Raw genomic sequence first — 25,773 nt, 5'->3', positions numbered from 1 at the left:
TCAAAAAAATCTCGACCGCGCAGTATCTACAGCAGCGGCTGGACAGCGGGAAAGCTATCCAGCCGCATCCCACCATAAAGGAATTGCCATGTCCCTCGATAAGAAGTCCGCTCTGCGTATTGCTCAGGTTTTGAATGAAGCCTTGCCCTATATCCAGCAATTCACCAATAAAACCGTGGTGGTAAAGTTTGGCGGTAATGCCATGGTGGATCACGAGCTGCAAAACGACTTTGCCCGCGACATTATCCTGATGAAGCTGGTGGGCATGAACCCGGTAGTGGTACACGGCGGCGGCCCGCAAATAGGCCTGCTGTTGAACAAACTCAATATCGAATCTCACTTTGTCGACGGTATGCGCGTAACCGATAGCGAGACCATGGATGTGGTGGAAATGGTATTGGGGGGCACGGTCAACAAGCAAATTGTCAATCTGATCAATCAGAACGGAGGCCGCGCAGTGGGCGTTACCGGCAAGGATGGCTTGTTAATCGAAGCGCGCAAACTGAGCCGCAAAAATGAGAGCGCCGGCCTGCACGCCTCAGAAATTATTGATATCGGCCAGGTAGGCGAGGTGGAAAAGGTCAATACCGATGTCATCAATATGCTGATCCAGGGCGGCTTTATTCCGGTAATCGCCCCTATCGGCGTCGACAAAGAGGGGGTTTCTTACAATATCAATGCCGATCTGGTGGCCGGTAAGGTCGCCGAGTGCTTGCAGGCAGAAAAGCTGATGCTGCTCACCAATGTTGCGGGCCTGCAAGATAAGCAGGGCGAGGTACTCACCGGCCTGACGACGCCTCAGGTGGAAGGGTTGATTGAAGATGGCACCATTCATGGCGGCATGCTGCCGAAAATCAGTTGTGCACTCGACGCGGTAAAAGACGGGGTCACTTCTGCCCATATTATCGACGGCCGGGTACCTCACGCGGTCCTGCTGGAAATATTTACCGACACCGGCGTCGGCACCTTGATTACCAATAGTGAGACATAAAGCCATCGCACTGTAGCGCTTGGCAATTGAAGACAGACGTACGAATCGGTAGGATTCCGCCGCCGAAATATTAAGGCGACAAGAGCAAAAATCACCGTCCACCCCCCAAGTGGACTAAAGGCAATCAATGAGCAGCGAAAAAATCAATCGGCGCCAGCAAATTCTGGAATCTCTGGCACATATGCTGGAAGCCAGTCCTGGCGCACGTATTACAACTGCAGCCCTGGCCAAGGAAGTTGGCTTTTCTGAAGCGGCGCTATACCGCCACTTCCCCAGTAAGTCAAAAATGTTCGAAGGCCTGATCGAGTTTATCGAGGAGACTATTTTCAGTCGCATAGCGCTGATCCTTCAGGAAGAACCCTCTGCTTTGGAGCGATGCCAGAGAATCCTGCACCTTCTGCTGGCTTTTTGTGAGCGCAATCCGGGTATTACCCGACTTCTCACTGGCGATGCGTTGACCGGCGAAACCGAGCGTTTGCACGGGCGTATCCTGCAGTTGTTCGATCGCCTGGAAACCCAAATCCGTCAGATTTTGCGTGAAGCGGAACTGCGTGAACACCTGCGTCCAACCCTGCCCCTGGGCGGTGCCGCCAACTTGTTATTGGCCAGTGCCGAGGGCCGTATCGTGCAATATGTACGCAGCGGCTTTAAGCGCAAGCCCACCGAGTACTGGGCCGAGCAATGGCCGGTTTTGACCTCCGGCTTTTTCCGCGAGACCGTCGCCGCAGCCAGGTAACTGGCTGTGCGGTATGGAAAGTGAAAGATAACTGGAAGGACGCACGTGTAACGAAGCCAGAAAGGCGCTAATGGTCCTGCACTATCAGGATCTGTTAGTAATTTCTGCGTAGCGCGTGGCGGCTTTATCGAATTCCTCACCGATAGAACTGGCCTCGTCAGCGCGCCGTTTGAGGCGCTCGCGCAGTACTGCCACTTCTTTTTGCAAATCGGCAATACGCTTCAGGAGCTCCGGAGCCACCTCGCGCCCACCGCGCTGGGTGCGCGCCGCCTGTGTCTCTTCCTGGGTAATTTGACGAGTGAGACTGGTGATATTCGAGTGCATGATCGCCATATCCTGCTCGACAATTGCCAGCTTGCGTTTGCGAGCACTTTCGATATCGGCGAGGCTGTTATAGCGTTTGAGCAGCTTGCGGTCCGCTTCTTCGCGTGCTTCCTGTCGGCGCTGCGCTTCGAACTCCTCGGGACTCAACTGCGGTGGAACCACTTCTATAACACGGCCAGAAAGGTTGAGAATTTCGTAGCCCTTAGCCACGTACTCCGGCGGCACCATTTCATTGAGTACCATGATGCCCTGCTCATCGGTATAGCGATAGAGCAACTGCTCACCGCTGGCAGCACTCGCCAGGGTACAAAACAACGAAATGGCAGGAACCAGGAAACATTTTATGGGGGCGATTGCCATCGCTCTTCTCACTAAATTGATGCGGCCCGCTATAACGAGCGGGCCTCTCACTTAACCCGTTACGCCGTAACGCTGCCGGTAATCGACAATTTTTTGCAGGGTTTCACTATCCTGAGACTCCTGCTCGAGGAAACTGACTATATCATCCAGCTGTACAATGCTAATGACTGGGATATTAAACTGCTGTTCGACCTTCTGAATAGCGGAGAATTCACAATCTTCGCTGGCCTTTTCCTGGCGATTTAAACCGATGACCACACCAGCCGCTTCGGCACCGTGAGATTCGATGATTTGCATCACCTCACGCACCGCGGTACCAGCCGTAATCACATCATCAATGATCAAAACCTTGCCATTAAGCGGCGCACCCACTAAGGTTCCGCCTTCGCCGTGATCCTTGGCCTCTTTGCGGTTGTAGCAGAAAGGCTTATCGATACCTTTCTGAGCCAGTGCCACGGCAGTCACCGCACCCAGCGGGATACCCTTGTAAGCCGGTCCGAAAATGACATCAAACTCCACTCCCGAAGCGATAATCGCCTCGGCGTAAGCCTGTCCCAGTGCGGCTAGTGCCGCACCGGTGTGGAAGCGGCCAGCATTGAAAAAATAGGGGCTTTGACGGCCTGACTTCAGAGTGAAGTCACCAAAACACAACACCTGATGATCCAGGGCCAATTGGATAAAATTGCGCTGATATTGCTGCATGGAAAATTGTTAACTATTAGCTAAGGTGAAGGGAGACCTCCCCGTAGCATTTCTTCCGGGGATAGGCATGCAAATAATGTTTCTAATGATACACAGTCCGCTGGTAAGGGGCTAATAATGCGAATAGTAAGCTTGTCTGTAGACGGCGTTCATCAGGCCGCACAGCGCGGTCTCTACGATTGGTTAGCTGAGCAGGATGCAGACATTATCTGCCTTCAAGACCTGCGCTCTCTGGAGCCGGAGCTAGACCACCCCATATTCCACCCCGATGGCTATTACAGCTACTTCTTCGATTCGGGAACGCCCCATGAAAACGGCGTGGCGATCTATACACGCAACCAGCCCAAAGCCATTATTTTCGGTATGGGTTTCGCCAACGGCGAGGATATGTATGGGCGCTATTTACAGGCAGATTTTGAACGCCTGAGTGTGGGTTCTCTGTTAGCGCCAATAGCCACTGACGAGGCTTCACTGGAAAAAAAGGTCCAGTTTTTCGACGACATGCAAGCGCACCTGCACAAAATCAGCCGCAAGCGCCGCGATTTTATTTTCTGCGGTAATTGGGGCATGGCACACCGCCGTGCCGATGTGCAGAACTGGCAGGACCACCAGGATAACCCTGGTTTCATGCGTCACGAACAGCGCTGGTTGGACCAGCTGTTCAATGAAATTGGCTATGTCGATGCCTTTCGCCGCGTGGTCAAAGACACCGATGAATTTACCTGGTGGCCGAGTGGCACCGTAGGCGAAGGTGATGGCTGGCGTACCGACATGCAGATCGTTTCACACGGGTTGAAAAATCGTATTGAGTACGGTGCGATTAACAAGAATGTGAATTTCTCCAGCCACCTACCACTAATGATGGATTACGACCTGGAAGTATAAACCGTTGAGGACTCGGCCCATTTCGGCTGAGAGTAGGGGAGCCGAGTCCTGTCGCGAACCGACCCGCTTTACAGCGGGAGCGGTCCTAACTCAGCAAAATACAAAGCCTCACTCATCCAAGGCTTTTTGCTGTATCTCGATCAGTTCATCGATTCCCGCTTTACCCAAGCCCAGCATCTGCGCGAACTCTTTCTCGGAAAAAGGCTTACCTTCAGCGGTACCCTGTACTTCGATCATACCTCCGTCTGCCGCCATCACCAGATTCATATCCGTATCAGCCGCGCTGTCCTCTGGATAGTCCAGATCCAAAACCGGCTCGCCGTCATAAATTCCGACAGAGACCGCCGCGACAAGGTTGAGCAACGGATCCTCAGCGAGAATTTTTTCCCGCTGCATATGGCGCAGCGCATCCACCAAGGCTACACAAGCGCCGGTAATAGCCGCCGTGCGTGTGCCGCCATCGGCCTGGATAACATCGCAATCCAGGGTGATCTGATTCTCTCCAAGCTTTTCCAGATCCACCGCTGCGCGCAGGGAGCGGCCAATCAGACGCTGGATCTCTACAGTGCGGCCGCTCTGTTTACCCTTGGCTGCCTCACGCGGCATGCGGGAACCTGTAGAGCGCGGCAGCATGCCATACTCCGCGGTGATCCAACCGCTGCCCTGACCGCGCAGGAAGCGCGGTACTTCACTCGACACTGAGGCATTACACAGAACTTTTGTGTCGCCAAATTCTACCAACACAGAGCCCTCGGCGTGGCGGGTGTAGTTTCGGGTAATTTTTATCTGGCGCATCTGCGCCGCCGCGCGGCCACTGGGACGCTGCATAGCTCACCTCGGTCAATGAATGAAAGCCCTGCATTATATACCCCCACATGGATATCCGAACGCTGTGCTATGATGCCGAGCCGATAAATACGCCTGCAGGGGATGAGCAATGGCCAATAACCGGGAACAGAACAAAGTGCGAAGCATGACAGCCTTCGGTCGCGCCGAAGCCGCTTATGCCACAGGAAACGCCATTTGGGAGCTGCGCTCGGTCAACCATCGCTATCTGGAGCCGCACTTCCGTCTGCCCGAGGTCGCCCGCCCTCTGGAAGCGCAGTTACGAGATATTTTGCGGAAAAGTTTATCCCGTGGAAAAGTGGAACTCACGCTTACAGTAAAACCCAACAGTGTGGAAACGAGTGGGCTTGAAATTAATCAGCCGCTGGCACAAGCATTGATTAACGCCGCCAAACAAGTGACCGGCGGTGAAGGCGCCCAACCACTCAACCCCCTGCAGATTCTCCAATGGCCCGGTGTTATTAGCGAACCGGAAGCCGATACTGAGCAGCAATCCGCCACTATTTTGCAGGCGTTTCGCGAAGCGCTAGAACAACTGCGCGCGAATCGTGAGCGTGAGGGTGCGGAGTTAGCCAAATTTATTGAAGCTCGCTTAAAAGGCATTGAAGAACAAGTCGCCCTAGTGCGGGAACTGCTACCACAGATTCTAGAGGCACAGCGGGAAAAACTGCGCAACCGCCTGGAAGAGCTCTCTATAGAATTGGATAAGGAGCGCTTGGAACAGGAAATTGTACTGCTCGCTCAAAAAGCCGACGTCGATGAAGAACTCGATCGCCTAAATGCCCACACTGTAGAAACCCGCCGGGTACTCGCTGGAGGCGGCGCTATAGGTCGGCGCTTGGATTTTCTTATGCAGGAATTTAACCGCGAGGCCAACACTCTATCCTCCAAGTCCGTGGTAACCGACACCACCCAGGCTGCAGTAGAGCTGAAGGTCTTGATCGAACAAATGCGTGAGCAAGTACAAAATATTGAGTAAGCATATTGTGGGGCTTTTTAAAACCAAAATAAGAGCCCCGTATTCACGTTCTGCTAAAAAACTATCTGCTGCTTTACCCAGCTAACATTAAAATACATTTTATATGCGAAATAATATTAAATGGGTTGGGGCTATATTCTTAGCTGTAACCATTATTGAAATTATTAATATATTATCCGGCCGCTCATTGAATTACTTCGGCCTAGTTCCTAGATCCATCGATCATCTGCCCCATATTTTTACCGCTCCATTGCTACACGGAAGCATCTGGCATTTTCTATCCAATATAGTAACCCTGTGCGTTTTCAGTTTTTTGCTGTTGCAATATGGAGTGAAAACCTACCTAAAAGTCACTCTGACGATTATTGTCACCACTGGCCTTGCCGTTTGGCTATTTGCTAGAGGCGGGAATCATCTGGGCGCAAGTTCAGTAATTTATGGCTATTTTGGATTCTTATTGCTGGCCGGCTTTATCAGCAAGCAGTTTGTTCGACTAATGATATCCATTTTTGTCGGATTGGTTTATGGCGGGCTTATTTTTGGTGTGCTGCCACAAGGAATGTATATTTCCTGGGAATCGCATCTATTCGGTTTTCTCTTTGGCATAATGGCTGCAAAAATATGGGCCCACACACCCAACCCTATTACGGACCGACAAGCTGTATCTAAAAATTCATAGTTTTTCTCTAGCAAATTCACAGCAGGCACACAGGGAGCCGGATGACCGCTCTCTGTGTGCACTCAAAAAAATAAAAACAAGTTTCCGGCCATAGTTCGTACAGACGGCTGAATGCTGTTTTGAAGTAATTGTGATGTCAGAAAAGTTACCAGTCAGTATTCAGCGCGAACTCTGAAAGAAGCTACCACTGGGGATTAATGCATGCGCTGTGACAAAAATACTTAAAATTACCTCGCACCAGAAAGGCATAAAATCATTTGCTGCCAAACAGTGATTTACTGTTTTTTTCTGCAAAACCGATAACCACCCCTCGCCAACTGAGCTCGTGAACTAAGACACACCTTCTCACTGACCAAGTTCTCATTACCTGACTTTTTTCTAAAAAATTATAAATTTGTCGTCATAAGCCACACAATTTCAGGTTCCTCAGCTGAGGACAATAATCTCAAAGTCGTTATATATCTGTGCCAATGTGAAACTTTGGTACTAATTTTGGTCTTTTTAACCGCCAAATGCCTATTCTGGCGGCTATTCGGGACTTTCTATTGGCAGATATATTTCTGTCAGTGAAAGATCTTTTCAGGAGTGACCGATAGACCAGCTGATTGGCTGGCTGTCGGATAACAATAATTTCGAAGAGCAAATAATAATGACTTCACCACTCAAGAACCTTCGGCAGAAGACGGCTCTAGCGAGCGTTTTTACACTGCTATGCACTGCACCCTTCACTGCCCAGGCACAACAAGCGGACAACGCTCTGCTGACGGACCGCATCATCGTTAAATACAAGGAAAGTGCCAAGGTTGGCCGGGCTGCCAGCATGGCCAGGGAAACGGTGGAAAAGGCCTCCCGTCGCGCCGGCCACAAAATGCGTCACCTGCGCCGTATGGCCACTGGTGCTCAGGTAATGCGCCTGGAAGGTCGCAAAAACAGAACGGAAATGAACGCGATTATCAACCGTCTGAAACAGGATCCGGATGTGGAGTACGCTGAGCCGGATCTGATGATGCGCGCAATGGCTGTGCCCAATGACTCTAGCTATCTCAACCAGTGGCACTACTTTGAGTCCACCGGCGGTCTGAACCTGCCATCGGCCTGGGATGTCACTCAGGGTGAGGGAGCGGTTGTCGCGGTGCTCGACACCGGTTACCGCCCACACCCTGATCTGGTGGGCAATATTCTGCCGGGCTACGACATGATTTCTGACACTTTCGTGTCTGTAGACGGCGATGGCCGTGATAGCGATGCCACAGACCCAGGCGACTGGTATACGGACAAAGCCTGTGGCGATGATCCTCGCATCCCCTCGGAAAGCGACAGTAGCTGGCACGGCACCCATGTCGCCGGCACCATCGCGGGCGTCACCAATAACAATATGGGTATCGCCGGTGTCGCCTACAAAGCCAAGATTGTACCGATACGCGTGCTCGGCCGCTGTGGTGGCTATACCTCAGATATCGCCGATGGCATCATCTGGGGCGCCGGCGGCTCTGTCAGCGGCCTGCCATCCAACCCCAACCCCGCACAAGTACTCAACCTGAGTCTTGGTGGTGGTGGCAGCTGTGCCACGACAACTCAGAATGCTATCAACACCGCACGCAGCCTCGGCGCCACTATCGTAGTCGCTGCCGGTAATGAATCCGATAACGCCAGCCAATACACTCCCGCCAGCTGCGATGGCGTAATAACTACTGCCTCAACGAACCGCGATGGCGGCCGCTCTTACTTCTCCAACTACGGCAACGTAGTGGATGTTGCGGCACCGGGGGGAGCGCAGAGTTTTGCTAACGACCCGAACGGCATTCTCTCCACCCACAATAGTGGCAGTACCGTCGCGGGCAGCGATAGCTATGTCTATATGCAAGGCACCAGTATGGCTGCCCCACATGTTGCCGGTGCTGCCGCACTACTGTATTCGGTAAACCCTGACCTGGGCCCGGACGACATCGAATCGATACTCACCACCACCGCACGCAGTTTCCCATCTTCATGCAGCGGCTGTGGTGCCGGTATTGTCGATGCTACAGCAGCTGTGGCCATGGCGAGCGGCGGTAGCGATGGAGACAACGGTGGCGATAACGGAAATGGCGGCGGTGTCAGCTGGACCGAATCCAACCTTTCCGGCAGCTCCGGCAGTTGGAACGACTTCACCATCGAAGTCGCTGCGGGTACCACAAGCTTGAATATAGAGATGTCTGGCGGCAGTGGCGAAGTCGACCTCTATGTCCGCCATGCCAACTACCCCACTCTGCGCCGGTACGATTGCCGCCCCTACCTCTGGGGCAATGAAGAGAGCTGTACTATTAGCAACCCTGACTCGGGTACCTGGTATGTCAGTGTTTACGGTTACGACTCCTACAGCGGCGTCACCCTTAAGGCTGAAACCACTCCCTAATTGACGACATAGGCCGGCGCCATAAGCTCCGGCCACGGAAGAGGTATTTTGGTGCGGATTAGCAATAAAGAACCAAAGTACCTCACCCAATTGGGGCGCGGGAAAGGGAAATAACGAGCTGTGCGTTACGCGGCTAAGTAAGAGGCCATGCCTCTGCACCCCTGCACCAACCCCGAACTTTGCCAGCTGTATCGACAAAATTCCTTAATGCACTTTTTTCGGGCACATATTTTGCCTGTGTTCTAACGGTGCCACGCTTTTTTGCAGTTCTACCGAAAGCCAAGCACCCGGATTTCCCCTCTTGTCAGCTAAATATTGACCAGGGTGATAACCATCCATCACGGAGAGATAACAATAATGAAAACACCACTGAAAAATCTATTGCATAAGTCCGCACTGGCCGGCGTATTTTCACTGCTGTGTGCAAGCCCCTTCGCCGCCCAGGCCGAAGATACCAGCAACGCTCAAATCACCGACCGCATTATCGTCAAATACAAGCAGGGCGCTAAAATAGGGCAGGCGGCCAGACTGGCTCCAGAAACCGTAGATAAAGCCTCCCGCCGCGCCGGCCATAAAATGCGTCACCTGCGCCGTATGGCCACAGGTGCTCAGGTGATGCGCCTGGAGGGACGCAAAAACAAAGCAGAGCTCGAGGCTATTATCAGCCGCCTTAAACAGGACCCCGATGTCGAGTATGCAGAGCCCGACTTGATGATGAAGGCCATGGCCGTACCCAATGACCCCAGCTATTACGATCAGTGGCACTATTTTGAGTCTACCGGTGGCCTTAATCTGCCGGCAGCCTGGGATACCACTCAGGGCGAGGGTGTGGTCGTTGCAGTTATCGATACCGGCTTCCTGCCCCACGCAGATCTGGCTGCTAACCTGCTGCCCGGTTACGACATGATTTCCGATACCGATGTCTCTGTGGATGGCGACGGCCGCGACAGCGATGCCACCGACCCCGGCGACTGGTATACCAATACCTACTGTGGTGACCCCCGATATCCGGAAGCGGACAGCAGCTGGCACGGTACCCATGTCGCCGGCACCATAGCGGCAGTGACCAACAATAATATGGGCGTAGCCGGTGTGGCCTCCAAAGCGAAGATCGTACCCGTGCGAGTACTCGGCCGCTGTGGCGGTTACACTTCAGATATTGCCGACGGCATCATCTGGAGCGCCGGCGGTTCTGTCAGCGGTGTCCCAACCAACGCCAACCCCGCCCAGGTACTGAACTTGAGCCTGGGTGGGAGCGGCAGCTGCGCTACCACAACGCAGAATGCCATCAATACTGCACGCAGCCTCGGTGCCACCGTCGTGGTTGCCGCCGGCAACTCCGCTCGCAACGCTCGCCGTTACACGCCGGCAAGCTGCTCGGGGGTTATTACTGTTGCCGCCACAGATCGCTCCGGTGGTCGCGCCTACTACTCTAATTACGGTAATGTGGTCGACGTAGCCGCACCGGGTGGTGAGACCAATGTAATAAGCAGTGATGGTGTGCTATCCACTCTCAACAGCGGCAACACTGTAGCCGGTACGGATTCCTATGCTTACTATCCCGGTACCAGCATGGCCACCCCCCATGTAGCCGGTGCCGCAGCTCTGATCTATTCGGTGAACCCCAATGTGACACCCGATCAGGTAGAGTCTATTCTCACCAGCACCGCGCGCAGTTTCCCGTCCTCTTGCTCGCGCTGTGGCTCTGGCATTGTCGACGCTGCTGCGGCAGTGGCAGCGGCCAGTAACTGATATCCCCACCGCTTGTGGATCTTATAGAAAGGCCGGCAAGTGCCGGCCTTATAGCTTTCCCATGCCGGCCCACGCAATCTAACGAACAAACGCGGCAAATTGGCGGTCAACCGGCGTATCTGCAAGATGATTGATGTAATTGCTCATCACTTTCTGCGCAACCCCAACAATAATCTCCAACAGGTTTTGGCGGTTATAGCCCACTGCGTAAAACCGCTCTGATACCTCATCTGAAATCACACCGCGCTCACGCACAATCGCCAGGGTGGTATCCCGCAGTACTTCAAGTTTTTCACTAGGTAGGGGCGTCTTATTGCGAAGGGCCTCATTCACTTCGTCCGCTACTTTCATCGCCTTGGCAATAGCGCTGTGTGCCGGTACACAGTAGTGACAGTTATGCTCCACATTGATGCTCTGCCAGATCACGGTCATTTCTTCGGCATTGAATGAGGTGTCCAGGAAGTACTGATGTAAATCCTGGTAAGCCGCCAGGGCTTGGGGCGACTCTGCCATAACCCCGTGCAAGTTGGGGATAGAGCCAAAGGCCTTGATAGATTTCTGGAGGAGGGGTGTGCTGTCTTGCGGTGCACTTTCAAGATCGTAAATCTGGAACTCTTTCATCGCTGAACTCACCTTTAATGTTTGGGTTAAATACTTGAGCGATCGATCAAGCATTGTGAGACTAACCAATATTGAGCGACCGATCAACAATAAAGAGTAATTGGCGGATATCTCTTGAAAGGGTAAAATTTGAGCAATTGCTCAAGTGGAGGCAACATGGCGAATACCGCGAAATTTGACCGCCAGGAAGTATTGCAGCGGGCAACCTGGCTTTTCTGGCAAAAAGGGTTTCACGCCACATCGACTCGTGACCTACAACAGGCCACCAATCTTCGTCCTGGTAGTATTTATGCCGCTTTTGGTAGTAAATCTGGACTTTTCAAAGAGGTTCTAAGCTATTACGCGCAAAATCGTGACCAATTACTCCTTCAATGCATAAATGACGAAGGCAGCAACCTTGGAGGCTTGCGTGCCTATTTCCATTACATATTGCTAGGTGACGATGTTGATGCCCCAAACGAGCTCTGCCTTTTAGCTAAAGCCATCTCAGAGCTGGATGAAGGAGAAGAAGCACTATTGGCCGAGGCCCGCGCTTTACTGGCTGCACATGGGGCAAAGTTCCGTCAGTATCTGGAGAGTGCGGTGAATGCTGGAGAGCTTTCAAAACAGACAGACTCGGCGCTGCTCGCTCGCCAGTTGCAGGTTCAAATGATTGGGCTGCGAACTTATCTCCGCGCCACCTCGGACCGCGCTGCGGTTGAGCAAATGATCGAACAGTTGTTTGACCCAGCCTGCGTGCAGACCACAAGTTGAGAAAAAGGCGATTATAAGCGGCCTCTTATACAAACGCTGACGGATTTCGGAATCCAGCCCCTGCGGTTATTTGACCAGCGCAGCCCCTATGGCACATTCAGGAGAAACGGTATCGAGTAATAACAATAAGAGGTCACCGTGGATCTGATTACCTTCGCCATCCCTTTTTTCCTGATCGCCGTACTCACAGAACTCGCACTGGACCGCTGGAAAGGTTGGGGGCTTTACCGCCTCAACGATGCCCTGGGAAATTTGAGTACGGGTATCCTAAGCCGCATACTTGGGCTTACTTATAAAAGCCTATTTCTAGTCATTTATATCCCGCTATACCAGCTGCTGCAGCCTTACTACCAAGCAGTCGGCTTCGACTGGTCCATGAGTAATGGCTGGCACCTGGCACTAGCTGTACTCGCCTACGATTTTTGTTACTACTGGAAGCACCGCATCTGCCATGAGGTCAACGTGTTCTGGGCGGAACACTTGGTGCATCACCAAAGCGAGGATTACAACCTCACCACTGCCTTGCGCCAGTCTAGCGGTGGGTTGCAGTTGGATTGGGTATTCTATTTACCCCTGCTGCTGATTGGCTTGCCAGCGGAAATGGTGATCGTGGCCGGAGCCATAGATCTGATTTACCAATTCTGGGTACACACGCAAAAAATTCCCAAAATCCGCTGGATGGAATGGCTGCTGATTACCCCCTCTAACCACCGAGTACACCATGCGCAGAACAAGGTGTACGTAGATAAAAACTACGGCGGAATCCTGATCTTATGGGACCGCCTATTTGGTACCTATCAAGAGGAGCTGGAGGGGGAGCCCTGTATTTACGGTGTGCGCAAACCCCTTAATACCTTCGATCCTCTGGCGGCAAACCTGCAACATCTGAAACGCATGGCGCAAGACGCCTGGTATACAAAAAACTGGTGGGACAAATTTACCCTTTGGTTCCGCCCCACCGGCTATCGTCCCGCAGATGCCGAAGCGGCAATGCCAGTCCCCTCCACCAACCTGAAATCTTTCCAGCGTTACAACCCACAGATTCATCGGGCCCGGCGCAACTACGCGCTGGGCCAGCACCTGTGCTATTCCGCTGCCACCCTGGCACTCCTGTGGTACTACCAGAGCCTGGAGATTCCCTTACTGCTGGGGGCAGTAGCACTGTTGGTTTTTGGCCTGGTAGTCAATGGGCGAATTCTCGATAACCATCCACTGACCAAATATCTGGAACCCTTACGCCTGGCCCTCTACTGCGGGGTGCTGCCGCTGTTAAACACACAATTTGTCCCAATTTTTAGCGCTTATATTGCGATCAGCGCTCTGGCCTGGGGGTGGTTGGCAATCACTTGCAAAGAGGATACAGTCGCTGTCGTTTGCGATTAGCAACAAGGAGTGAACCTCGATTACAGGATGTTGGTGGTGATCGAGTGATCTCCCGCTGGGCGATCCCGGCCGGGCTCAGAAGGCAGTTTATAGCGCCTCCTGAAACTCCCAACACTTACCCCCCAATTCCGGCCGGGGTTTAGCCTTTTCCTCCTCCTTTCTCCTGGAATTGCGCAATTGCCAGTCACCGCTCAGGTAACGGCTTCGGTTATAATGCGCGCTTTGCCCCCGAACAGGATCAGTTGTGCAAACAGGAACCCTCTATACCGTATCCGCCCCCTCCGGCGCAGGGAAAACCAGTCTCGTCAAAGCACTGGTGGATAGCGACAGTCAGGTCACCGTTTCTATCTCCCATACCACCCGTTCCATGCGTCCGGGCGAGGTCAACGGTGTCGATTACCACTTCGTGTCGCGCGAGGAGTTTCTGGCAATGCTTGAGCAAGATGCCTTCTTCGAGCACGCTCAGGTATACGGTGATAATTACTACGGTACTTCCAAAGGCAGTATCGAGGAAATTCTCGCTGGTGGCCGCGATGTAGTCCTGGAAATTGACTGGCAGGGTGCCGCTCAAGTGCGCCGTCTGCACCCAAAGACCGTCGGTATTTTTATTTTGCCGCCCTCTCAGGAGGCCCTGCGCGAACGCCTCACAGGTCGAGGCCAGGACGACGAAAGTGTGATCGAGCGTCGTATGGATCAGGCCATTGATGAAATGACCCACTACGTGGAAGCCGACTATCTGGTGATTAACGACGATTTCGAGCAGGCCCTAATAGAGCTTGGCTCCATCTTCACCGCCCAGCGCCAACGCCTGGAAAAGCAACAGAAACGCCACGGTGAACTGTTGCAGGCACTGTTGCGCCATTGAGCCGGTTGATCGAATTGCGTACACTCCCCGGTCCGGTAAAATAACCGGTCCCCCGAACAGAATTCGCCCACCCGGGCACAGTGAATGGAACCGAAAGTTTATGGCACGTATCACCGTTGAAGATTGCCTGGAGCACGTCGACAACCGCTTCGAACTCGTTATCGTGGGTAGTAAGCGCGCCCGCCAGATTGCCACCGGCGGACAGGATCCGATGGTTCCAGAAGAGAACGACAAACCCACGGTTATCGCCCTGCGTGAAATCGAAGAGGGCCTGGTTGATGCGAGCATTCTCGACCAGCCAGATCGTGAAGAGGCCCCGGCACCCATGGCGGCCCCGGCCTATCTGTCCGACCAGGAAATCTGATTTCGATCTGTTCTGACCTAGAGTTTATGAGTTTTACGAGAGGCGCGCGCGGCATTGCACACCATCGATAGTCTGGCCCACCGCCTCTCCTCATACCTGCCTCCCGAGCAAATCCAAATAGTCCGTCGCGCCTATTTCTACGCGGAACAAGCCCACGACGGTCAGCAGCGACGTTCCGGTGAACCCTATGTGACCCACCCTCTGGCGGTGGCCACTATTCTCGCTGGCATGCATATGGATCACGAGAGCCTGGCTGCTGCCATGCTCCACGATGTGATCGAAGACACCGGAATCCCCAAAGCCGCACTGGAAGAGCAGTTTGGTGGCGAAGTTGCCGATATTGTCGACGGTGTATCCAAACTGACCCAGTTTGAGACAGACAGCGCCGCGGAAAAACAGGCGGAAAACTTCCAGAAAATGGCTCTGGCCATGGCGCGCGATATCCGCGTGATTTTGGTCAAGCTGGCCGACCGCTTGCACAACATGCGCACCCTCGGCGCACTCAAGCCACAAAAACGCCAGCGCATCGCTCGCGAAACCCTGGAAATCTACGCACCCATTGCCCACCGCCTGGGTATGAACGATGTGCGTATCGAGTTTGAGGACCGATCCTTCTTTGCGATCCACCCACTGCGCGCCAGCCGACTGCGTGCCGCTCTGGTAGCCGCGCGCGGCAATCGCAAGGAACTGCTGGAGCAGATCCAGAACGCCATTGAGCTGCGCCTGCAGCGTGAAGGAATCAGTTCCCTGGTGATTGGTCGCGAGAAACACCTATTTAGCATCTACCAAAAGATGCGCGCCAAGAAAAAATCCTTTAAAGAGATCATGGATGTCTACGCTTTCCGCATCATCGTGGACAGCGTGGACACCTGCTACCGGGTGTTGGGCGTAATGCACAGCCTCTATAAACCCGTCATCTCCGAATTCAAGGATTATGTTGCCATCCCCAAATCCAATGGGTACCAGTCACTACACACAGTGCTGCTGGGAATGCACGGGGTGCCTATCGAGGTGCAGATCCGCACCAAAGAAATGGATGAAATGGCCAATAGCGGCATCGCCGCCCATTGGCTGTACAAGGCTTCCGGCGATGAGGTAATTAACACTGGTGGTACTAGCCAGGTACGTGCACGCCGCTGGGTGCAGGGCCTGCTGGAGATGCAGCAGCGTGCCGGCGACTCCCTGGAGTTTATTGAGAATGTTAAAATCGACCTCTTCCCCGACGAGGTCTATGTATTCACCCCCAAAGGACAGATTGTCGACCTGCCCGCCGGTGCCACCGCCGTGGATTTCGCCTACTCAGTGCATACTGATATCGGCAACTCCTGTGTGGCCGTGCGGATCAACCAGCGCTTGGCGCCCTTGTCGCAGCCGCTTGCCAGCGGGCAAAAGGTGGAAATTCTCACCCGAAAGAATGCTCAGCCAAATCCAAACTGGCTCAACTTTGTTGTAACCGCCAAAGCCCGCAGCGCCATTCGACACTTCCTCAAACACCAGCGCCACCACGACTCCATTACTCTGGGGCGGCGCCTGCTCGAAAAGGCCCTGGGTAAATTTAATACCCGCCTGGAAGAACTGACACCGGAGCAACTGGAAAAAGGTCTGCAGGAAGCCAAGTGTGCCACTCTGGAGAAATTGCTGGAGGAGATAGGCCTCGGCAACAAAGTCGCCTTCTCGGCGGCCAAGCTGTTAGCTCCCACACACAGTGAAGAGGCGGAAGCGAGCAATATCTCCTCGCCACTGACCATTGATGCCCAGGAGGGCATGATGATCAGTTTCGCCCGGTGCTGCCGCCCCATTCCGGGGGATACCATCATCGGCCATATCAGCTCCGGCAAAGGCGTAGTGGTACATCGGGATACCTGCCGCAATACCAACGAATTCCGCGAACACCCGGAAAACCTGATGCTGGTAAACTGGTCCCCAGACGTACGCGGAGAGTTCCTCGGGGATGTTCGGGTGGAAGTGGAGTCCGAGCGCGGCATTATCGCGCGCCTGGCCACCCGTATTACCGAAGAGGGGGCCAGTATCGAGCAGATTAATGTGGATGAAAAAGACGCCCATAACAGCGTAATTTCCCTCACATTAGAGGTCAGTGGCCGTATTCATCTGGCGAGAGTCATGAAAAGGCTGCGCAACCTGCCGTCGGTGATCCGTATCTCGCGCCCGTAAGATACTTGGATAGCGTACTGGGGAGCTAATTATCGACTCACTGAGAGCGAGCTTTTACTCCGCTTTTTGGCCTATGGCTTCGCTGCCATTCACTACAAAAGCGCGCTATATTTACTGGCTTTCCGCAACAAATAGCAATAAGTAATGGAGTGCCCAATGCCCAACCGCGCAATTATCAAAACAGACAAGGCTCCGGCAGCAGCCGGTACTTACTCCCAGGCGGTAAAGGTCAACGATACGGTATACCTGTCCGGGCAAATAGGACTGGATCCCGAGACTCAGCAGATGGTTTCCGGTGGTTTTGTCGATGAGGCCCACCAGGTTTTCCGCAACCTTGCAGCCGTTTGTGAGGCCTCGGATGGATCGCTCCAGCATATTGTGAAGCTCAATCTCTACATCACCGACAGCAACAACTTTGCCGCAGTGAATGAGGTGATGGCGGAGTTTTTTCAGGAGCCCTACCCAGCGCGTGCCACGGTGGTCGTTAAGGAGCTGCCGCTTGGTGCCCAGTTTGAAGCCGAGGGGGTGATGGTGCCTTAACCCAGCAGAGCACCAGCCTGCAGTGCCGGACTTCCGCCCGGCACTGCATTTCTAGATTTCTCTCTCGTAGATTTGCCGCTGTCAGCCTTCCGCTTCCAATAGCGCACTGTAGCCCACTTTGTAATCGGGATACTTGAGCTGGTAACCACTAGCGAGCAAGCGCTGATTACTGAGTTTTTTCGAGCGGCGTTCGCTGGTCTGCACAATCTCACGCAAATGAGCGCTGGTATAGCCCATAGCCTTCACCAGCCACTGCTGTAGTTCATACATGGGGACCGGCTTACTATCGGCGCCGATATACAGTGGCTCTGGTATCCAACCCTGCTTGTGCCTTTCAACCAGGTGCAACAAAAAGCCAATGCAATCGTCCACATGAATACGGTTACTGAACTGGGGGGGCTGGGGCGGAGCACAACGACCGGCGCGTACCTGGGAGAGCAAGCGGTCACGCCCCGGACCGTAAATTCCGGCAAATCGTACAATACAGACCCCGGGAATAGCCGAGCGTATGATCTCCTCCGCCGCGAGCAGCGCCTCTCCCTGAAAACCACTAGGTGCAGGAGGCGTCTGCTCATCGAGAAAATCATCACCGCTCTGGCCATAAACGCGGGTTGAAGATGCCCATATCACTAAGCGCGGCGGTTTTGGCAGGCGCGAAATGGCCTCACCCAACGCCCGAGCGGTTTCCACGTAAGCGCGCTGATAACCGCCGGGGGTATGTTCATCCGGAGTAAATGTGGCGAGGACGATATCGGCACCATCCGTCAGCAGGCGCTCGATATCCCCCACCTTGGTGGCATCCCCCCGACGCCAATTAACCGCATCCGCTCTGCGCTTACTCGCCAGAGCCACCAGAGGGTTGCGTCGCATGCCGTAAACACTGTACTGCTTGCGATCTATATTTAGAGCGAGGCGCGCCCCCAGATCACCACACCCAAGGATCCAAAGCTTCTCTTTTTGTGTCATATAGTTCCCGACAATCTTGCGCCTGGGACAGCGTCGACTGCCATATTCCCTTGATATTGTGCTGTTGCGTCCCGCAGAACTCCTCAGATGAGAAGTCCCTAGTCTTATTCATTAACTATTAAACGGTGCGCCAAAAAAAATCCGCAAACGATTGCGGTTTTGCCATCCATGAATAACGATGCGAGGCACTTTCACGCCTCACCATTCCATCTGCCGCTCTGGTATTGAACTAATTACCGCGCCCTTTGAGTAGGCGGTAGACAGCGAGAAAGATAATCGCACCAATGGTGGCTGTTATTATGTCGCCAAATCCGAAACCGGTCACGGGGCCACCGAATCCAATCAGGGCACCAAGCCAACCACCGATGAAGGCACCGATAATGCCAATCACCATTGTGACTATCCAACCACCTGGGTCTTTACCTGGCATGATCCATTTGGCTAAGGCGCCGGCAATCAGTCCGAGAATAATCCAGGATAAAACTCCCATGGCGTTTCTCCATTCTGTTGGCCCTCATAAGATATAGCAAAATTTTGCGCCTCAATTCCATAACGGCGTCCACAATTGGTATTTTTTCCCAACTTTGTGCCTGAGGTGACAGCTTAGCGCTAGGGTGTGGTCAGCAGCTATTATTTATGAATAATAGCTATCAAATACTATCGCTTAATTGTCTTTACCATGACTCTCAATGAACTGCGCTACATCGTCACTCTCGCTCAGGAACAGCATTTCGGCCGCGCCGCCGAGCGCTGCTTCGTTAGCCAACCGACCCTGTCTATCGCAGTAAAAAAGCTGGAGAAAGAGCTGGGCGTCGCCCTTTTCGAGCGTTCCAAAACCCGGGTACAGGCCACGCCATTGGGGGAGCGTATCGTCGCCCAGGCCCAACTAGTACTGGAACAGTCTGCCGCTATTAAAGACATCGCCAGCGCCGGTAAGGACCAACTGGCGAGCCCCCTCTCGGTCGGGGCGATTTTTACTATCGGCCCCTATTTGTTTCCGCACTTTATTCCGCAGCTACAGCACCTGGCCCCAGATATGCCTCTCTACGTAGAAGAGGGCTACACCGCCACTCTGCGCCAACGCCTGCGCAAGGGCGAGCTGGATGCGATCATTATCGCGTTGCCATTCACCGAGCCCGATGTGGTCACCCAACCACTTTATGACGAACCTTTCGTGGTATTGATGCCGGCTGGGCACCCCCTTGCCCAGCAGGAATTCATAGATCCCGAGCAGCTCACCAAAGATAATGTGCTGTTGCTTGGGGAGGGCCACTGCTTCCGCGACCAAGTGCTGGAGGCCTGCCCACATTTGCAGGTCACTATGGAGAAGGAGAGCGGTGGTGGAGGCATTCGCACAGCCGCCGATGGCAGTTCGCTGGAAACCCTGAGACACATGGTGGCCTCGGGTCTCGGTATCACCGTATTGCCATTCTCCGCTGCCACTGCTTCGCAATATGCCAGCGGGCTGCTGGAAACACGCCCCTTCAAGGCACCGGGGCCCCGGCGCACCGTCGCATTGGCTTGGCGTGCCAGCTTTCCACGCCACCGAGCTATCGATATATTGCGTGAGGCCATCAGCCAGTGTCATCTGATCGAGCCATAAACAACCTTGCAGATCAGCCGGTTACCAACCTCAAAGGGGTAGGAGACAAGTTTGCCCAGGTCCTGGCCAAACTGCATATCCACTCCCTGCAAGACCTGCTGTTCCACTTGCCGTTGCGCTATCAGGACCGCACCCGGGTGGTGCCGGTGGCCGGGCTCACTGCCGGGATGGATGCGGTTATTGAGGGCGAGGTAACTGCCGCCGATGTAGTTTTCGGCCGCCGACGCAGTCTGGTAGTCAAGCTTCAGGATATGAGCGGCAGTATCACTCTGCGTTTTTTCCACTTTTCTGCTGCGCAGAAAAACCGCTTTGCCCGCGGCGCACGCCTGCGTTGCTTCGGCGAGGCGCGGCGTGGCGCTGCCGGCCTGGAACTCTACCATCCCGAAACTGAAATTGTCGGCAGCGAAAACGCCACTACCGAGGAAACCCTGACACCGGTTTACCCCCTGACCGAGGGCGTCAGCCAGGGGCGTATGCGCGGTCTGATGCAACAAGCCGTGGAGCTCCTGCGCAGTGGAGCCGTGACCGAACTGCTCCCTGCAGATTTACTTCCAAAGCCATTGCGTTACCCATTGAGTGACGCCCTGGTTTATTTGCACTCGCCACCTGCCGGCACCCAGTTGGAAAAACTCGCCGCCGGCACACACCCCGCACAACAGCGCCTGGCCCTGGAAGAGCTGCTCGCGCACCATTTGAGCCTGCTGGAATTGCGGCGCAACAGCGCAAGGGTTGCGGCACCACCACTGCCCGCCAACAAATCTTTGGAGAGAGATTTCCTCTCGCGCCTGCCATTTTCGCTCACCGGTGCACAGCAAAGAGTCTGTGAGGAGATCGCCGAAGACCTCGCCCAGGACCTCCCCATGATGCGCCTGTTACAGGGAGATGTCGGCGCCGGTAAAACCCTGGTAGCGGCCATGGCTGCCCTCAAAGGCATCGGCGCTGGTGCTCAGGTGGTGGTGATGGCGCCGACAGAGATTCTCGCCGAGCAGCATAGAATCAATTTCTGTAACTGGCTTGAGCCTCTCGGCGTACAGGTAGCGCAACTTACCGGCAGCTTAAAAGCCGCCGAGCGCCGCGAACAGCTGGGCAAAATTGCCAGTGGCGAGGCGCAGCTGGTGGTAGGCACCCACGCACTCTTCCAGGAGGGGGTGGTGTTCCACAACCTGGTGTTGGTGATTATCGACGAGCAACACCGTTTCGGGGTGCGCCAGCGTTTGGAGCTGCGTGAGAAGGGCGCCGCCAGCGGTGCCACCGGCAGGTTGCAACCGCACCAGTTGATTATGACCGCCACCCCAATCCCCCGTACCCTGGCTATGTCCGCCTTTGCCGATCTGGACTGCTCCATCATTGATGAGCTGCCTCCCGGTCGCCAGCCTATCAACACCGTGGCGATCTCTAACGACCGCCGCGACCAGGTGATGGAAAGAGTGCACAGTGCCATCGCCGAGGGGCGCCAGGCCTATTGGGTCTGCACTCTGATTGAAGAATCCGAGAGCCTGCAGGCTCAGGCCGCAGAGTCCACCGCCGAGGAATTAGTGGAGATGCTCGACGGTGCGCGTGTGGCCTTGGTGCACGGACGCCTTAAGCCGGAGCAGAAAGAGCAGGTGATGAGCGCCTTCAAAGCTGGTGAGGTAGACCTGCTGGTGGCAACCACGGTGATCGAGGTGGGGGTAGATGTGCCCAACGCCAGTCTGATGATTATCGAAAACCCAGAGCGCCTGGGCCTCGCCCAGCTGCACCAGCTGCGCGGTCGGGTTGGGCGCGGCTCTATAGCCAGTCACTGTGTGCTGCTCTACGGTACACCGCTGTCACAAAATGGACGGGCGCGCCTACAGGCGCTGCGTCAGCATAGCGACGGCTTCGCCATCGCTGAGGAAGACCTGCGTCTGCGCGGACCAGGGGAAATTCTCGGCACCCGCCAGACTGGAGAGATCCAACACCGTATCGCAGATCTGCAACGGGATGCGGAACTGCTGCCACAAGTGCAAAAAATAGCCATATCTCCACACTTGACGGAAGGGATGCGACAGCAGCTAATTAAGCGCTGGTTACAAAACAAGCCCCGTTTCGCCGAGGCTTGAGGAGAACGCCCTAGTGGGCGCCTACTGTACTGTTGTCGTTGATGCTGACACTCTTGTAATTGGCGTCATAGTAAGTCTCCTCATCTAAGGCGCCTTCACTCTTCGCCACCACACTGCTCACTACCGCATCTCCAGTGATATTCACTGCGGTGCGCACCATATCCAGCAGGCGGTCTACGCCGATCACAATGGCAATCCCCTCCAGCGGCAGTCCCACCTGCTGCAGCACCATACCGAGCATAATCAGGCCCACTCCGGGCACTCCTGCGGTACCGATGGAGGCCAAAGTAGCGGTAAGAATTACTGTTAGAAATCCGGTCAAGCCGATCTCAATACCAAAGAACTGAGCGATAAAGACCGTAGCCACACCCTGCATAATCGCGGTGCCATCCATATTGATGGTTGCACCCAGGGGGACGGTGAAAGCAGCCACCTTATTGTCCACACCTAAGCGCTTCTCAACTGTCGCCAGGGTTACCGGTATGGTTGCTGCAGAGGAAGCTGTACTAAAAGCAAAAATCATCGTCGGACGCATCTTTTTCAGCAGCTCGAGGGGCTTTAGACCACTCAACAGCTTCAGTAGAATCGAATAGACGCCCAGTGCATGAATAATCAAGGCTGCCAGTACCACCAGGAAGTATTTACCCAGTTGCAGTAAGCCTTCTAAGCCCAAACCCGCAAAAGTTTTCGCCAACAGGGCAAAAACTCCGTAGGGAGCAAACACCATCAACACCCCCACCATGCGCAGTACAACGCTATTGAGATCGTTGAAGAAAGCTGCAATGCGCTTCCCTGGCTCGCCGCAGCGGGAGATCGCATAGCCCATTAATAGGGCAAACACGATAATTTGCAGCATATTGCCCTCGGCCATGGCTGCGACTGGGTTGGTGGGAAAAATATTTACCAGCACTTCAGAAAGTGGGGGGGATTCTTTTGGTTGGAAAGAAGACGTTGCCGCAGCAGCAGCCTCGCTCACACCTACCCCAGGCTGGAAGATCAGTGCCATGCACAGGGCCAGGGTAATAGCGATAGCCGTTGTCAGCATATAGAGCAGCACAGTTTTACCCGCCAACGGACCGATCCGGCTTCCTTCAGACAGGGCACAGGCACCACTGATCAGAGAAACCAACACCAACGGCACCACCATCAGCTTCAGAGAGGCGATAAAAATTCGCCCGATAATGTCGAACAGGCCACCGGTCAGGTAGAGGTTGATTGCGTTGGTAACACCCTCACCGAGCAACTGGCTCATATTCAGGATATTGATCAGGATTCCCAGCCCAATACCCGCGATCATCCCCAGCAGAATTTTGGTCGTAAGCCCCATAACAAGCTTCTCTTTATAAATTCATTGTTTTCATTAAAGGGAGCACTATATCCATTGCCGCCCCGGTGAGCAAAAATCCAACGGGGTGGCGCCAGCCGCCAGTGGGCAGGGTACAATGCCCTTTTTACCGACTGCGGAGTTATCGTTGCACCAGTCTCCATTTGTACCTGCGGGCGATTGGCGGGGGCAGCCGTTTGAATCGGCACAGTCCCAACCACCAGAAAGCCTGATGCCGTGGCTGGCATACACCGGTTCGCTCACCGCTGCACTGAAGCAACTGAGTGGAGGGGATTTCAGTGTGCGGGTACTTGGTCAGAGCTGGCAACTACCCCGAGCGGAGGAATGCCGCGCGCTCAATTTAAATCGCCACAGCCGCGCCCTGGTGCGGGAGGTACTACTAATGGGGTGTGGCCAACCCTGGGTTTACGCGCGCAGTGTTCTGCCCCTGCGCAGCCTGCAGGGTAAGTCCCGCAACTTACGCAGTCTCGACGACCGGCCTCTGGGGGAGCTGCTGTTCAGCGAACCAGGGATTCGCCGAGGCGAAATAGAATTCAACCAATTGCGGCGCAACCCCGACTTGCAGGCTCAAGGACTCTGCGACGGCGGCGACAGTGCCTGGGGGCGCCGCTCAATTTTTTGGCTGCGGGGCAAGCCCCTTTTGGTCGCAGAGGCCTTTCTAACGCAGTTTTGCCCCGATGGCCCACCTGCAGTCCCCGCAAACCAATAACCAAATACAGGGAGATTAGCCACCGTGATTAGCCAACAAATCGCCGCGCGCTGGCCCGCCGCAATGCCCTATTGGCAATTAGCGCGTATGGATAGGCCCATTGGCTCCCTATTACTTCTGTGGCCCACTTGGGTCGCACTATGGCTTGCGGCGGGGGGCTGGCCAGGGCTGCACCTATTTGCAGTGTTCACTTTGGGCGTCATCCTGATGCGTGCGGCCGGCTGCGCGGTAAATGACTTCGCCGACCGCGAGATTGACGGCCATGTTAAGCGCACCGCCACGCGCCCCCTGGCCACCGGCAACGTTACTCCCAAGGCGGCTCTTGGCCTATTCACCGGGCTCAGTTTCGCGGCTTTTCTGCTGGTGCTCACCACCAATCAGCTAACGATTTTATTGTCATTGCCAGCGCTGGCATTGGCCTTCTGCTACCCCTTTGCCAAGCGGCACACTCACCTGCCTCAAGTCGTATTGGGTGCGGCATTCAGTATGGGGATCCCCATGGCCTTCGCCGCAGTGACAGGCGAAGTCCCCCCCCAGGCCTGGCTTCTCTATGTCGCCAACCTGTTGTGGACCCTGTGCTATGACACTTTTTACGCCATGGTAGATCGGGATGACGACCTAAAAATTGGAGTTAAATCCACAGCAATTCTGTTCGGGGAAATGGACAGAGCCATGACTGCCACCCTGCAGCTTTTGGTTCTAATGGCACTGATGTTGATCGGCCAGCGCTTCGGCCTCGGCGCCATTTACTACTTGGCAGTTACGGCTATAGCGGCGCTCTTCGCCTACCAGCAATGGCTGATCCGCAACCGCGATAGAGAGGCCTGCTTTAAGGCATTTATCCACAACAACTGGGTAGGGTTGGTGTTTTTTGCCGGAATATTCCTGCATTACCTCTTCAATTGATCCAGGTCTGGGAGTTCAGGCATAACCGTCATATATTTGTCATATAAATCCCGTTTAATCCTCGGCCATAACCGGGAACTTCTGACAACAGAGCGGGTATGGCAGCCAAATGCACAGTAAAACGATCCTGATTGTCGACGACGAAGCCCCTGTACGCGATATGCTGCGGGTGGCTTTAGAAATGGCAGACTACCGTTGCCTGGAGGCGGAAAACGCCCAAGAGGCCCACGCCTTAGTCATCGACGAAAAGCCAGACCTTATTCTTCTCGACTGGATGCTACCCGATGTGTCCGGAGTAGAGCTGGCCCGCCGACTTAAGCGCGATGAGCTGACCACTGGGGTGCCCATCATAATGCTCACCGCCAAAGGCGAAGAAGACAATAAAATCAAAGGGTTAGAGACAGGCGCCGACGACTATATCACCAAGCCCTTCTCCCCCCGCGAGCTGGTGGCGCGCCTCAAGGCGGTACTGCGCCGCGCCGGCCCGGCCACCCCTGAAGACCCCCTTAGCGCCGGCGATCTGGTACTGGACCCTCTGAGCCACAGAGTCACCATCAAGGGACAGCCGGTGGATATGGGGCCTACTGAATTTCGCCTGCTGACTTTCTTCCTCTCTCACCAGGAACGCGCCTACACACGCACCCAGCTGCTGGATCACGTCTGGGGTGGCAATGTCTATGTGGAGGAGCGCACCGTCGACGTCCATATCCGCCGCCTGCGCAAAGCCCTGGCACTTGACGGTCACGACCGTTATATCCAGACAGTGCGCGGCACCGGCTATCGATTTTCTGTGCAAACTGCCGAAAAAGTGTGACA

At 54.5% G+C, this 25,773-nt stretch carries 25 protein-coding genes; 18 read left to right on the top strand and 7 right to left on the bottom strand.

Features of this window, described 5'->3' with window-relative positions; genetic code table 11:
- Positions 1–88 precede the first annotated feature (88 nt).
- Both argB and slmA read left to right on the top strand, forming a co-directional pair.
- On the top strand, positions 89–991 hold the full coding sequence (gene argB, locus ACJJIC_RS03435; RefSeq protein ID WP_252083880.1) for an acetylglutamate kinase: 903 nt from the start codon (positions 89–91) through the stop codon (positions 989–991).
- Between the two features lie 127 nt (positions 992–1,118).
- Complete coding sequence (gene slmA / locus ACJJIC_RS03430; protein WP_252083881.1) at positions 1,119–1,727, top strand: nucleoid occlusion factor SlmA; 609 nt, start codon at positions 1,119–1,121, stop codon at positions 1,725–1,727.
- Between the two features lie 84 nt (positions 1,728–1,811).
- Here slmA and ACJJIC_RS03425 read toward each other — a convergent pair whose 3' ends face one another.
- Positions 1,812–2,411: a hypothetical protein gene (locus tag ACJJIC_RS03425; RefSeq protein ID WP_444910837.1), complete on the bottom strand. Its 600-nt coding sequence runs from the start codon at positions 2,409–2,411 to the stop codon at positions 1,812–1,814.
- 51 nt (positions 2,412–2,462) lie between these two features.
- Entirely contained in the window at positions 2,463–3,113 is a 651-nt protein-coding gene (gene pyrE / locus ACJJIC_RS03420; RefSeq protein WP_444899476.1) for an orotate phosphoribosyltransferase, read from the bottom strand.
- A gap of 117 nt (positions 3,114–3,230) precedes the next feature.
- Here pyrE and ACJJIC_RS03415 point away from each other — a divergent pair, with 117 nt between their 5' ends.
- On the top strand, positions 3,231–3,998 hold the full coding sequence (locus tag ACJJIC_RS03415) for an exodeoxyribonuclease III (RefSeq protein ID WP_252083884.1): 768 nt from the start codon (positions 3,231–3,233) through the stop codon (positions 3,996–3,998).
- A 108-nt stretch (positions 3,999–4,106) separates the two neighbouring features.
- Here the strand turns inward: ACJJIC_RS03415 and rph are convergent, their stop codons facing one another.
- Positions 4,107–4,826 (bottom strand): ribonuclease PH, encoded by a 720-nt coding sequence (gene rph / locus ACJJIC_RS03410; RefSeq protein ID WP_252083885.1) that lies wholly within the window; start codon positions 4,824–4,826, stop codon positions 4,107–4,109.
- A gap of 109 nt (positions 4,827–4,935) precedes the next feature.
- On the opposite strand from rph, the gene ACJJIC_RS03405 reads away from it, so the two are divergent.
- From ACJJIC_RS03405 to ACJJIC_RS03390, 4 genes are all read left to right on the top strand, one after another.
- A complete protein-coding gene (locus ACJJIC_RS03405; RefSeq protein WP_444883201.1) occupies positions 4,936–5,823 on the top strand; it encodes a YicC/YloC family endoribonuclease in 888 nt (295 codons plus the stop codon).
- Positions 5,824–5,926: 103 nt separating this feature from the next.
- Positions 5,927–6,502: a rhomboid family intramembrane serine protease gene (locus ACJJIC_RS03400; protein WP_444883202.1), complete on the top strand. Its 576-nt coding sequence runs from the start codon at positions 5,927–5,929 to the stop codon at positions 6,500–6,502.
- Positions 6,503–7,151: 649 nt separating this feature from the next.
- On the top strand, positions 7,152–8,897 hold the full coding sequence (locus ACJJIC_RS03395) for a S8 family peptidase (protein ID WP_444910838.1): 1,746 nt from the start codon (positions 7,152–7,154) through the stop codon (positions 8,895–8,897).
- Positions 8,898–9,254: 357 nt separating this feature from the next.
- Positions 9,255–10,649 carry a S8 family peptidase gene (locus ACJJIC_RS03390; RefSeq protein WP_445356457.1) on the top strand — a complete coding sequence of 465 codons (1,395 nt, stop codon included), beginning with the start codon at positions 9,255–9,257 and terminating at the stop codon, positions 10,647–10,649.
- Between the two features lie 78 nt (positions 10,650–10,727).
- Here ACJJIC_RS03390 and ACJJIC_RS03385 read toward each other — a convergent pair whose 3' ends face one another.
- Complete coding sequence (locus ACJJIC_RS03385; protein WP_444910840.1) at positions 10,728–11,270, bottom strand: carboxymuconolactone decarboxylase family protein; 543 nt, start codon at positions 11,268–11,270, stop codon at positions 10,728–10,730.
- A gap of 156 nt (positions 11,271–11,426) precedes the next feature.
- Here ACJJIC_RS03385 and ACJJIC_RS03380 point away from each other — a divergent pair, with 156 nt between their 5' ends.
- The 6 genes from ACJJIC_RS03380 (at position 11,427) to ACJJIC_RS03355 (ending at position 17,347) form a co-directional block, all read left to right on the top strand.
- A complete protein-coding gene (locus ACJJIC_RS03380; protein ID WP_444883206.1) occupies positions 11,427–12,023 on the top strand; it encodes a TetR/AcrR family transcriptional regulator in 597 nt (198 codons plus the stop codon).
- A 138-nt stretch (positions 12,024–12,161) separates the two neighbouring features.
- The gene (locus ACJJIC_RS03375; protein WP_444910841.1) at positions 12,162–13,406 is read left to right on the top strand and encodes a sterol desaturase family protein; all 1,245 of its coding nucleotides are present in this window, start codon (positions 12,162–12,164) and stop codon (positions 13,404–13,406) included.
- 244 nt (positions 13,407–13,650) lie between these two features.
- Positions 13,651–14,271, top strand: coding sequence for a guanylate kinase (gmk, locus tag ACJJIC_RS03370; RefSeq protein WP_444910842.1), 621 nt, complete (start codon positions 13,651–13,653; stop codon positions 14,269–14,271).
- A 100-nt stretch (positions 14,272–14,371) separates the two neighbouring features.
- A complete protein-coding gene (gene rpoZ, locus ACJJIC_RS03365; RefSeq protein ID WP_252086044.1) occupies positions 14,372–14,635 on the top strand; it encodes a DNA-directed RNA polymerase subunit omega in 264 nt (87 codons plus the stop codon).
- Between the two features lie 54 nt (positions 14,636–14,689).
- On the top strand, positions 14,690–16,807 hold the full coding sequence (gene spoT, locus ACJJIC_RS03360; RefSeq protein ID WP_445356456.1) for a bifunctional GTP diphosphokinase/guanosine-3',5'-bis pyrophosphate 3'-pyrophosphohydrolase: 2,118 nt from the start codon (positions 14,690–14,692) through the stop codon (positions 16,805–16,807).
- A 156-nt stretch (positions 16,808–16,963) separates the two neighbouring features.
- Positions 16,964–17,347: a Rid family detoxifying hydrolase gene (locus ACJJIC_RS03355; protein WP_444883209.1), complete on the top strand. Its 384-nt coding sequence runs from the start codon at positions 16,964–16,966 to the stop codon at positions 17,345–17,347.
- A gap of 81 nt (positions 17,348–17,428) precedes the next feature.
- Here the strand turns inward: ACJJIC_RS03355 and ACJJIC_RS03350 are convergent, their stop codons facing one another.
- Together ACJJIC_RS03350 and ACJJIC_RS03345 are read right to left on the bottom strand one after the other, a co-directional pair.
- Entirely contained in the window at positions 17,429–18,313 is an 885-nt protein-coding gene (locus ACJJIC_RS03350; RefSeq protein ID WP_444887588.1) for an NAD-dependent epimerase/dehydratase family protein, read from the bottom strand.
- A 229-nt stretch (positions 18,314–18,542) separates the two neighbouring features.
- Positions 18,543–18,803: a GlsB/YeaQ/YmgE family stress response membrane protein gene (locus ACJJIC_RS03345; RefSeq protein ID WP_252083897.1), complete on the bottom strand. Its 261-nt coding sequence runs from the start codon at positions 18,801–18,803 to the stop codon at positions 18,543–18,545.
- 189 nt (positions 18,804–18,992) lie between these two features.
- On the opposite strand from ACJJIC_RS03345, the gene ACJJIC_RS03340 reads away from it, so the two are divergent.
- Both ACJJIC_RS03340 and recG read left to right on the top strand, forming a co-directional pair.
- Entirely contained in the window at positions 18,993–19,916 is a 924-nt protein-coding gene (locus tag ACJJIC_RS03340) for a hydrogen peroxide-inducible genes activator (RefSeq protein ID WP_252083898.1), read from the top strand.
- On the top strand, positions 19,895–21,997 hold the full coding sequence (recG, locus tag ACJJIC_RS03335; RefSeq protein ID WP_444910844.1) for an ATP-dependent DNA helicase RecG: 2,103 nt from the start codon (positions 19,895–19,897) through the stop codon (positions 21,995–21,997). Before ACJJIC_RS03340 ends, recG begins: the two co-directional genes overlap by 22 nt.
- Positions 21,998–22,007: 10 nt before the next feature.
- On the opposite strand, the gene ACJJIC_RS03330 is transcribed toward recG, so the two are convergent.
- Entirely contained in the window at positions 22,008–23,324 is a 1,317-nt protein-coding gene (locus ACJJIC_RS03330; RefSeq protein ID WP_444883212.1) for a dicarboxylate/amino acid:cation symporter, read from the bottom strand.
- Between the two features lie 115 nt (positions 23,325–23,439).
- Between ACJJIC_RS03330 and ACJJIC_RS03325 the strand changes: the two genes are divergently transcribed.
- The 3 genes from ACJJIC_RS03325 (at position 23,440) to phoB (ending at position 25,771) form a co-directional block, all read left to right on the top strand.
- Entirely contained in the window at positions 23,440–24,051 is a 612-nt protein-coding gene (locus ACJJIC_RS03325; protein WP_444910846.1) for a chorismate--pyruvate lyase family protein, read from the top strand.
- 63 nt (positions 24,052–24,114) lie between these two features.
- On the top strand, positions 24,115–24,957 hold the full coding sequence (ubiA, locus tag ACJJIC_RS03320; RefSeq protein ID WP_445357876.1) for a 4-hydroxybenzoate octaprenyltransferase: 843 nt from the start codon (positions 24,115–24,117) through the stop codon (positions 24,955–24,957).
- Positions 24,958–25,066: 109 nt separating this feature from the next.
- Positions 25,067–25,771 carry a phosphate regulon transcriptional regulator PhoB gene (gene phoB, locus ACJJIC_RS03315; protein WP_444910847.1) on the top strand — a complete coding sequence of 235 codons (705 nt, stop codon included), beginning with the start codon at positions 25,067–25,069 and terminating at the stop codon, positions 25,769–25,771.
- Positions 25,772–25,773: the final 2 nt, after the last annotated feature.

This window comes from Microbulbifer mixtoriginis (SeqCode), assembly GCF_052468275.1.
This window is presented reverse-complemented; position numbering and strand designations above follow the sequence as displayed.